Raw genomic sequence first — 9,736 nt, forward strand, 5'->3', positions numbered from 1 at the left:
GGCTGAGACCAAGTAGCTCCTGGCCTGCGGATTCGCGTATGCCTGTCCCGCAAAAATGCCCGGTGACGGGGGTTTAAACGCTACAGTCGGCGGATGCTCATCGGATACGCGCGTGTGTCGACCTCTGGACAGGATCTCGCAGCACAACGTGACGGTCTTAAAGCACTCGGTGTTGACGATCAACGCGTTCATGTTGACCACGGCTTGTCGGGCACGACTCGAGCGCGGCCCGGCCTCCGAGAAGCATTGGCTGCGTGCCGCACCGGCGATGTCCTGGTCGTCACGAAGCTCGACCGTCTCGCCCGGTCGCTGCGAGACGCCACCGACATCGCCGACGAGCTGACGAAGAAGGGCGTCGCCTTGAACCTCGGGGGAGCGGTCTACGACCCCACCGACCCCGTCGGCAGGCTCTTGTTCAACGTCCTCGGCATGGTCGCCGAGTTCGAGGCCGACCTCATCCGCGCCCGTACCCGTGAAGGGATGGCGATCGCCAAGGCCGCCGGCAAGCTCCGCGGCCGCAAACCGAAGCTGACCGCTTCGCAGGAGAAGCATCTCGTGCAGCTGCACCGCACCGGCGAGCACACCACAAGCGAGATCGCCGAGCTGTTCGGGGTCGCGCGTTCGACTGTCTACCGGGCAATTCAGCGCGCCGACCAGGCGCCACTTTGAAGGCTTGCGCCAGCTGCTTTTCTGAAGGAGGGCGACGAAGAAGATCGGGTCACGTACTCACGGCGGCCGCACTCTTCTTGCTGGCAGGGTTCACCCTGATAGCAGTGCGACGCCGACGGGCAGGCCACGACCATGAAGCCTGAGCAACCGGACAGCCCATCGCGACGGCGACGCATCTACGCAGGCGTTGCGGTGGGTTGCATCTCCAGCGTCGTCCTCGGGGCCGCCCTCGTTCGGGTAGCCCTGAACGCCCTGGACGCCAAGCCGTACGCCGGGGCGGCGACCGAGGACGCCTATCTCGTGGTCGCGATCGTCGCCCTTCTCATCTGGTGGGGAGGCACAGCGGCATGCATCGTCATCGGTCGCGTGCGTTTGCGCCGTTTGACCACGATCGGCACGCAGCGGAGCGCGCCTAAGGCGGACTCTCGCCCACCGACTTGAACTTGAATCTGTCTCGAACCTGATGGTTAACTGAAAACCAATCGAGGGGATGATGATGGAAGACACTGCTGCACGATCAGGGTGGACGCGGTTCTGGGAACGGGGTCGTTGGTGGAAGGCGCTGATCCTCGCCGTCGGCTACCTCGCCATCTACGAACCGGCATCGCTCCTCATGGCACCCTTCGTGCCATTCATCGGCGACGCTGGATCAGCCAGCTATGTCCTCGTCCTCATCGTCGTCCCGGTCCTGATCGGCAGCCTCATCCTGATCGGCTTCGGTGCCAGCCTCGGCTGGCTGCGAGGCCTCTTCGCACGGCAGGACGTCCCCGGCCGAGGCTGGATGTGGATCGCCATCGCCGTCGTGCTGCTCTTCAACGTGTTGCGCTTCGCGAGCATCGACTACGACGCTGCAGGCTTCGACTGGGTCGCCGCGTGGCTCTTGGCAGGACTGGTTATCGGCTTCTCCGAAGAAGTGCTGACTCGTGGATACGTGGTCCGCATCATGCGCTCGGCCGGCCGTTCCGAGATCGCCGTCGGGCTCGTCTCCGCTGCGTTGTTCTCGTTACTGCACGCGACCAACCTCTTCACCGGTCAGCCCTTCATCTCCACCATGCTGCAGATGCTCTACACATTCTTCTTCGGCCTCTGCATGTACCTCGCCCTCCGGGTGACGGGAACAATCATCGCTCCGATCCTGCTTCACGCGAGCACCGACCCGAGCATCTTCATGCAGGGCACATACCCCCTGCAGGGCGGCCTTGGGTCCCTGGCTCAGCTTGGCAACATCGTGGTCGTCCTCGTCGGCGTCGTGCTGCTCGTCGTCTTCCTCGTGACGGAGCGCCGTGCGGCACATCACGGGCAGCAGGTGGTCTAGCGGTCTACCTCGATCGATCACCGATGGTGATGTGCCCAGCGACCTCATCCCGAAAGACGACTGTGTTCGCCGCAGATACCGTCATCACCGGATGTGGAGAGCAAGAGCGTGCAGTTGATCGCAGTGGCGTCTGGATCAACCCGCCGCTCGACCTCCTCGGTGCCCGATAGACGATCGGCTATTGAGACATCCGATCCACGTCAAGGGTGGGCAAATGCCGGCGCACCGTTTATGATAAAAAAATCATAAATACGACGAAAGGTAGTGCTATGCCGAGGACTCCGGGTGCGACGAATAAGACCCCGCGCGAGCTACGGGCTGAGGCCAGGCGTCTCATGGAGAAGGCTGCGTACAAAGAAAAGCTGGCTAAGGCCAAAGCTCGTTCAGAGAAAAAGAAATAGGGGTCAGCAGCATCTTCTTAGACACGAGCCTGTCGTCCTCGCGACTTCGTTGCACCCAGCGCGCCGTACCCTCTCGACTTGCGGCGAGGTCTCGTTACTCGGAAGGGGATGAGCGGGCCCAAGCGGCCCTCGCTGGTTTTGCACCCTCGGCTAGGTGTCTCGCTCGAATGCCCGTCATTAGGCGTCCGTCTCCGAGTCGCCGTGCCCATCTCTGACCGTCTTTTGTGATGAAGAAAACGAAGACACGGTCGACGTCGACGTAGTGGACAACCGGTATCTCTTTCACAACCGTCACCCCGGGCTCGATGGCCGCGAGGTTCGCCCCAGCCGAACTCAGCACTTCATCGATGTAGTCGCGACCCTCGACTCGCGAGTAGGCGGTAACGGTTGGCAGGGGAGCTGAGGAGCCATTGAAGACATGGACATTGATGAACCTCGACGCAGGCCTCTCGGCGTGGTCGACGTAGCGCTGCGTGCACCAGACGCTTACGGCCGCGGCGTCTGCTGACTTTGCTCGTTTTCTGTCGCTGCTGATGATGTGCAACGTCGCAAAGAGAGCGCCAGCGGTACCCAGGGCGCCCACCCAGTCGGCAATACTTCCTAGTTCGATGATCTGACCCTCCTTGTTCGGCCCTGCGTGAGTAGCTGTCCCAGCTTGACAGGCGAGCTGACCGGGGACGAGGCCGGCCTCAGCGGCGTGCGGCTCTCCGTAGACGACGTTCGCCGCTCGTTCGTGGCTGTGCTGCCCCGGTAGCCTTGTCCGGACTTCAACGACGGGGGCGCTCACGCATGCAGGGACAAGAATCGCGACACAGCGGCCGCCTGGAGCTGACGTGGACCAACAAGGGTCAACGACTGCTGTCGCACGAAGACGGAAGCTACGAGTGGACCACGGCAGGGGACTACCGCACCTCGGAAGTACGCCTCCTCCACGGTGTAACGACAGTCGGCGAGGTTCTCCCCGTCAAGCACCGCGCCAGGGACAACCTCCTCGTGCGAGGGGACGCGCTTCACGCTCTGACCTCTCTTGGCTCGATCCCCGAATTCGCGAACGAGTACCTGGGCAAGGTGAAACTCGTCTACATCGACCCCCCGTTCAACACGGATCAGGCGTTCACGCACTACGACGACGCCCTCGAGCACAGCGTCTGGCTCACGATGATGCGCGACCGTCTTGCGCAGATCAAAAGCCTTCTCGCTCCCGATGGCTCGGTGTGGCTACATCTGGATGATGTGGAGGCCCACCGGGCGCGATCCGTCATGGACGAAGTCTTTGGTCCCGGAAACTTTGTGGCGACTGTTGTTTGGAGAAAGGTCTATTCACCCGACAACCGGACGCTAATTTCTCCATCCCAGGACTACCTCTTGGTCTACGCAAAAGACAAGACCCTCTGGAAGAACCAGCGCAACCTCGTCGCGAGAAACTCTGCTCAGCTGGCTAAGTACCAAAACCCTGACCATGACCCGCGTGGCCCATGGAAAACCGTCGACTTCAGCGCTCAATCGGGCCGAGCAACGAAGGGCCAGTTCTACACGCTCGTGACCCCAGCAGGGAAAGAATTGGCACCACCGTCTGGCCGTGCCTGGGTCTACACAAAAGACCGATATGAGGAGCTTGTCGCAGACAACCGCGTCTGGTTCGGCAAGAACGGTCAAGCTGGCCCGGCCCTGAAAAGTTTCTTGTCTGAGGTGCAGGACGGCGTTGTGCCGCAAACATGGTGGGATTACGCGGCCGTGGGTCATAACCAGGAGGCCAAGAAGGAGATCAAGGAGCTGTTTCCCGGGTTGGACCCGTTCGACACACCTAAACCGGAGCGCCTGATGCAACGGGTTCTCCATATCGCGACGAATCCAGGCGACATTGTCCTTGACTGCTTCGCCGGATCTGGCACAACTGCCGCAGTCGCACACAAAATGGGCCGCCGTTGGGTCACCGTCGAGTGGCTCAGCAAGGTCGTGGAGCAGTTCACCCTCCCCAGATTGATCAAAGTGGTCAAGGGCACTGATCCCGGAGGGATGACTACTTCAACGGAGCGGGTGGCAGGCGCGCCCTTGCCTGAAGGGGTCTCACCTGAACAGGCTCAGGAAGCGCTCCGAGTTGTGGCCGCCGCCGTGAAAGCTGGAGCGTTGACCGACCAATCGGTGGCAGCTAAGCCTGTCCTCAAAGCCCTCAGGGACGCCCTAAAGACTAAGGACGTGGTCTCGAAGAACTGGACGGGTGGCGGCGGGTTCCGGGTGCTTGATGTGGCTCCGTCGATGTTCAGCCTCGATGAAGGAGATATTTACCTGTCCGAATGGGCGACCGGTGAGCCTCTTGCCGAAGCTGTTGCCGCCCAGTTTGGCTTCTCCTACAACCCGGAGGGCGCTTTCGCCGGCAGCCGCGGAACAGTGCGCCTCGCTGTTGTCGACGGGTTCGTCAACGAAGACTTCGTCGACTACCTCGTCTCTGGCCTGCACGCCAGCGAGCTCGTCGAAATCTATGCAACTGGCATAGATCCTGACGCGCAGGCATACCTCAAGAAGCTTCTCCCCGGCTCGCGCCTGGTGAAAATACCTGCATCGATAATCTCTTCCTACCGCCGGGCCAACAGGCGGCAGGCGGGACTCAATTGGTTGGTCACGCAGTCGGGGGAGGCTGGCAAATGAACGACGACGCAGCACTAGAAGTTGATGAAGATCTGCTAGCACTCATCAGCCATCAGATGGAACTCCGCGACCCGAACTTCGATGCGATTACAGACATCGCAGTCGCCATTACAGACCACTTCGACCGCCTCGGCCGGTCTGACACCTTCGAGGGCGTCGTTGTCTCTGCGACGGGAGTGGGAAAGACATACGTTCTAGCCGGCGCCATCGATTACCTCGCCCAGGCGCGTGGTTGGAACAACTTCATGATCGTCGTCCCGGGACGCACCATCCGAGAAAAGACGATTGCCAACTTCACGCCAGGCGCAGCTCGCGACCTCACAAAGCTTCTTGGGGTGAAAACGGTCCTGGTCACGGCTGAAAACTTTGAGACGCCAGAAATGGCTAGGGCCATGGATGATCCTGATGTCGTCAAGGTCTACGTCCTCACAGTCCAGATTCTTCTTAAGCCTTCGCCTCAGATGAACCGCAGAACACGAGAATTCACGGAGGGCCTCGGAGCCAAGTTCTACGACTGGCTAACCGCCACAGACGATCTGGTGGTCTTGGCTGACGAGCACCACCTCTACTACGGAGAGAAGTTTTCGGATGCAATCCGTGGGCTAAACCCGCGGGCAATCATTGGGCTGACAGCCACACCGAACAAGAAGACTGATTCCGAACAGATCATCTTCCGATATCCACTAGCTGCGGCAATAGCTGATCGATACGTCAAGACGCCCGTGATTGTTGGGCGGAAAGACGATCGAAGCGACCTGCTCACCCGCCTTAACGATGGCGTCACTCTCCTCGAATGCAAGCGGAGCGCACTAGAGGCTTTCCTTGCGAGCGAGCCTGAACGAAAAGCAATCAACCCGTTCATGTTGGTTGTGGCAAGAGACACTGCGGAAGCCGACCACATCGCTTCCCTTCTGCGAGCAGACGATTTCCGGGAAGGCGCCTACGTCGACGCAGTCATTCAGGTCGACTCGTCCGTTACTGAAGACAAAGAGCCAGGCATGTGGGGGCGGCTTGCCTCGGTTGACTCACCTGATTCTGCTGTCCGTGTGGTGGTGAGTGTGGCAATGCTGAGAGAGGGGTGGGACGTCAAGGGCGTCTATGTCCTCATGTCGACACAGCCGTCGCTGTCAAATGTGTTGACTGAGCAGGTTCTTGGCCGTGGGCTAAGGCTTCCGTTTGAGGCCTACACCGGCGTCGAGATGCTGGACACACTCGAGGTGCTCGCGCATGAGAAATTTTCTGCACTTCTCGAACGGGCCGGCGTCCTGAATGAAGCTTTCGTCTCTTACCGAACCCGGACCAGGGTTGTGGAAGATCAAAATGGGGACGCGACTGTGCGTCAAATTCAGAAGGACGTTCCTTCGCCCATCGTCACTTTGCCGATCGAGATTTCACCAGATGACGAATCTACGAACGGCCTGAACGATTGGGGCGCCACGGGCCTTGAGTCGCCCGGTTTTATAACGCTGAGCGACGTCGACTCTCGTCAAGAGGCCTCATCAACGGCCGTGGATGACCTGGAGCGCCCCGCAATCACGTTGAGGTCGGATGCACCCGAAGTCATCCTTCCGCGCTTGTCACAGCGCCCCACCACCAAGCGGTTCAGTCTCGCTGACGTGACCAACGAAGACGCGTTTACGGGGCTTGGAAAGACTCTCAGGGCCAACCCTGACGACGAACTTCGTCGAATGCGTCTGACTGCTGTGCGGGTCACCGGGCCGGACGGCATTGTGAGGTCTGAGACCCGACAAGTGTCGGCCCAGGACCCCATCACGTCTAAGGCGACTCTCGACATGCCTCTCGACGTCTCGCGTGATGCCCTCGTTGGACAGGTCATGGGGCTCCCCATGGTCGACAGCGGTTCCGCGGTGCGATCCATGGAGAAGTCCAACGCCCGGCGACTAGTCGACCTGCTCATTGAAGGGCTCGGCGACGATGCTGAGCAACTTCTAGCTGCCTACGGTGGCCGAGCAGCAGTGCGCCTCGGACGTCTCATTCAGGCAGAACAGAAGAAGACGCCCTCTCAAGTTGCTTATGACGAGCAAGTAGAGTTCGTCACTTTTGCCCCTACTCGTCGCTTGGGAGCTCGCGAGGTTACGGACGACATCAATGGCAAGTTCGAAAAACGACGCGCATACACGGGCTGGAAAAAGTCCCTTATGCCAACCGAATGGTTCGACTCCACCCCAGAACTTGAAGTTGCGCGCATGCTCGATGAAACCCAGTCGTTGGAATGGTGGGCACGGTTGCAGCAGGGCGATCTCACGATCGCCTGGGGGAATGGACAGCGGTACAACCCTGACTTCCTTGTAGCAGATGGGCCAAACCGACGAACACTGCTCGAGGTCAAGGCGGACGACGAGATGGATGCCACTGCTGTCGTCGCTAAACGACAGTCAGCAAAGAAGTGGGTCAACTATGCGAACGGCCTACCGGAGGTCGAGTCGCGCGGTGAAAAATGGGCCTATTTACTCGTGTCCGAATCGGACATTGATCAGGCCAAGGGGTCCTGGGACGCCCTTAAACGGTTCGGCTAGCCGCGAGTAGGCGTACACCCACCGAGGAAGGTGTCAGAGGCTACTTTCTAACGTTTGACGGATGGGAGTTCGAGGGTCAGGCGAGACGGCAGCAAGGATTTTCCGCCGATCGATCCCGACGCACCCTCTCGCGGTGCCGCCGGCCCCAGGCACGTTTGGTGTTTGGCAGATCCGCCGGGTGCCCTCCGCTCCCCTCGGCTACGTCCTCTCTCGTCCCGAGCTCGGCGGCATCGTGTACCACTGCTACGCCCACGGCCGAGATGATGCCGGCGGGCGCCCGTGGCTTCGCCGGGAGGACAGCTTGAACAGCGCCGTGGCGTGGATGATCCAGCACGAGGGCGAGCTGTCGGCCCTGACGGGCCGACTGTATCCCGAGCCGGACGAGTGGCCGGTGTGATCTCGCGGCGCCCTGGCGGGCACCCAGGGGCGCCCGCGTAGCGTTGATCCGGTCGGCTTCCCCCAAGCCGACGAGAGTCGCCCAGCGGTCCCTAACTGCTGGGCTTCATGAGCCCCCGCATGTCGGTTTCCCCCAACCGCGCGGGGGCTTCTCTTTGCCCGAGACGTGCTCGAGCTCGCGTGCCGGCATCGCCCGCGGACGGCAACCGGGGGGAGTCGCTGCGCTCTCTGATGGAAGCCGCTTCGCGGCCCTGTCTGGCCCTGCGGGCCCTGGTTGTTGTTGCCGTGAAGCCTGCGGCATCGTACGTCGGTCCAGGGGGTGTTCAAGCGGCTGCGCCGCCTGCTCCTTCCGACAAGTGCGGCCGCGGTCGCTGCGCTCCCTTATTTCGGCCGAACTTCTCTCCTTCCACTGCCCTTCGGGTTGCACACCCCCTGCCCCTCCTGCTCGACACTTCGTGCCTTCACGGCAAAAACAACGAGGAAGAGAAGGAGAAAGCACATGACGCAGCAGATCACGACGGTGACGACGATCGTCCCCACGGCCACCGAGGAGACCTTGAACCGGGAGCTTCGGAAGCTGGGGGAGAGAGACAGCGACCTGGCCCAGTACGCAGGCCTCGGCTGGGTCCTCGCCCACACGCACGCAATCGCGGGGGCAGATCACACGACGTTCGTCGACACCCTCACCCGCCAGCAGTAACCGCCACGAGGAAGCGGGACGGACCTAAAGGAAGTAGGCCCGTCCCGCCCCCTCAGCCTCACAGACGCATGAGCAGGAGACAAGACATGACCGCACTGACCATCACCCACACCCACGAGTCCGGCACCCTTATCGGCGGCACCGCCCGTGGCGACGGCACCGCCGACGTCCTGAAAGCCACCGGCTGGCGGTGGGGCCGAAGCATTGGGGCTTGGTACGTACCCAACAGCCGCGACCACCTCCCGAACCTGTGGAAGATCGGCCGCACCGTGACCGCGCTTTGTGAAGCGGGGTTCGAAGTCACGACCGAACTCAGCACCGAGCACCGCCCCACCGCCGAGGTCGAGGCAGGCAAGATCGCCCGCCAGGCCGACCGCGTCGACGCGCTGAACTCAAAGGCGGACCGGAAGGGCGCCGCGGACGAGACCGCCTGGCAGCGCGCCGAAGGAGCGCTAGGGCGTCTGCCCGAGGGGGGCGAGCCGATCCACGTCGGGCACCACTCCGAGGCCCGCCATCGTGGAGCGATCAAGAAGGCCGACACGGCCATACGTCGGTCCGTCGAGGCCACCCGCGATGCTGAGCGCGCCCGGGGTCGTGTCGAGGCGGCCAGCCACACCACGGACTGCCGATACGCCCCCGTCACGGTTGCGAACCGGATCAAGAAGCTGGGAGCGGAGATCCGCAAGCTCGAACGCACCACCCAGGGAGACGTCTACGACCACCGCACCGGAATCCGCCCCGCCACCCTCGACGAGCACGCAAAGCGCCTGGCACGGCTCACGCCCCACATCGAGGAAAAACGCGACCAGATCGCATTCTGGGAAGGCGTGCGAGCCGGGCAGATCGAATCCGGAAAAGCCACCGGCTACGACCGGAGCACTGTCGCCAAGGGTGACCGGGTGAAGATCCGCGGGTCTTGGCGTGAGGTCGTCCGGGTGAACAAGATGACCGTCAGCGTCAGCACTGATTACAGCTGGACCGACACCGTCCCCTACGCCGAGATCCAGGCACTCACCCCAGCACCGGTTCCCGCCTAAGGGTGGATCGCCCGGCCGCCCGCGGAGCGGTCGGG

Annotated in this window: 9 protein-coding genes; 8 read left to right on the forward strand and 1 reads right to left on the reverse strand. The window is 61.8% G+C overall.

Going from position 1 to position 9,736, the window contains the following annotated elements; all coding sequences use genetic code 11:
• Nucleotides 1–93: 93 nt before the first annotated feature.
• The 3 genes from EDF21_RS16055 (at nucleotide 94) to EDF21_RS16065 (ending at nucleotide 1,984) form a co-directional block, all read left to right on the forward strand.
• Nucleotides 94–669 (forward strand): recombinase family protein, encoded by a 576-nt coding sequence (locus EDF21_RS16055; protein ID WP_123572080.1) that lies wholly within the window; start codon nucleotides 94–96, stop codon nucleotides 667–669.
• 132 nt (nucleotides 670–801) lie between these two features.
• Nucleotides 802–1,110, forward strand: coding sequence for a hypothetical protein (locus EDF21_RS16060; protein ID WP_148053739.1), 309 nt, complete (start codon nucleotides 802–804; stop codon nucleotides 1,108–1,110).
• A 55-nt stretch (nucleotides 1,111–1,165) separates the two neighbouring features.
• Nucleotides 1,166–1,984 (forward strand): CPBP family intramembrane glutamic endopeptidase, encoded by an 819-nt coding sequence (locus EDF21_RS16065; protein WP_043595650.1) that lies wholly within the window; start codon nucleotides 1,166–1,168, stop codon nucleotides 1,982–1,984.
• Nucleotides 1,985–2,479: 495 nt separating this feature from the next.
• Here EDF21_RS16065 and EDF21_RS16580 read toward each other — a convergent pair whose 3' ends face one another.
• Nucleotides 2,480–3,172 (reverse strand): hypothetical protein, encoded by a 693-nt coding sequence (locus EDF21_RS16580; protein WP_148053740.1) that lies wholly within the window; start codon nucleotides 3,170–3,172, stop codon nucleotides 2,480–2,482.
• Nucleotides 3,173–3,174: 2 nt separating this feature from the next.
• Here EDF21_RS16580 and EDF21_RS16070 point away from each other — a divergent pair, with 2 nt between their 5' ends.
• From EDF21_RS16070 to EDF21_RS16090, 5 genes are all read left to right on the forward strand, one after another.
• Entirely contained in the window at nucleotides 3,175–5,031 is a 1,857-nt protein-coding gene (locus EDF21_RS16070; protein ID WP_123572082.1) for a site-specific DNA-methyltransferase, read from the forward strand.
• Nucleotides 5,028–7,568, forward strand: a complete 2,541-nt coding sequence (locus EDF21_RS16075; protein WP_123572083.1) for a DEAD/DEAH box helicase — start codon at nucleotides 5,028–5,030, stop codon at nucleotides 7,566–7,568. Before EDF21_RS16070 ends, EDF21_RS16075 begins: the two co-directional genes overlap by 4 nt.
• 178 nt (nucleotides 7,569–7,746) lie before the next feature.
• Nucleotides 7,747–7,965, forward strand: coding sequence for a hypothetical protein (locus EDF21_RS16080; RefSeq protein WP_148053741.1), 219 nt, complete (start codon nucleotides 7,747–7,749; stop codon nucleotides 7,963–7,965).
• Nucleotides 7,966–8,463: 498 nt separating this feature from the next.
• Nucleotides 8,464–8,664, forward strand: a complete 201-nt coding sequence (locus EDF21_RS16085; protein WP_123572085.1) for a hypothetical protein — start codon at nucleotides 8,464–8,466, stop codon at nucleotides 8,662–8,664.
• 86 nt (nucleotides 8,665–8,750) lie between these two features.
• Complete coding sequence (locus tag EDF21_RS16090) at nucleotides 8,751–9,701, forward strand: DUF3560 domain-containing protein (protein WP_123572086.1); 951 nt, start codon at nucleotides 8,751–8,753, stop codon at nucleotides 9,699–9,701.
• Nucleotides 9,702–9,736 lie beyond the last annotated feature (35 nt).

Origin of the sequence: Frigoribacterium sp. PhB118, from assembly GCF_003751725.1 — a bacterium.
GTDB lineage: Bacteria > Actinomycetota > Actinomycetes > Actinomycetales > Microbacteriaceae > Frigoribacterium.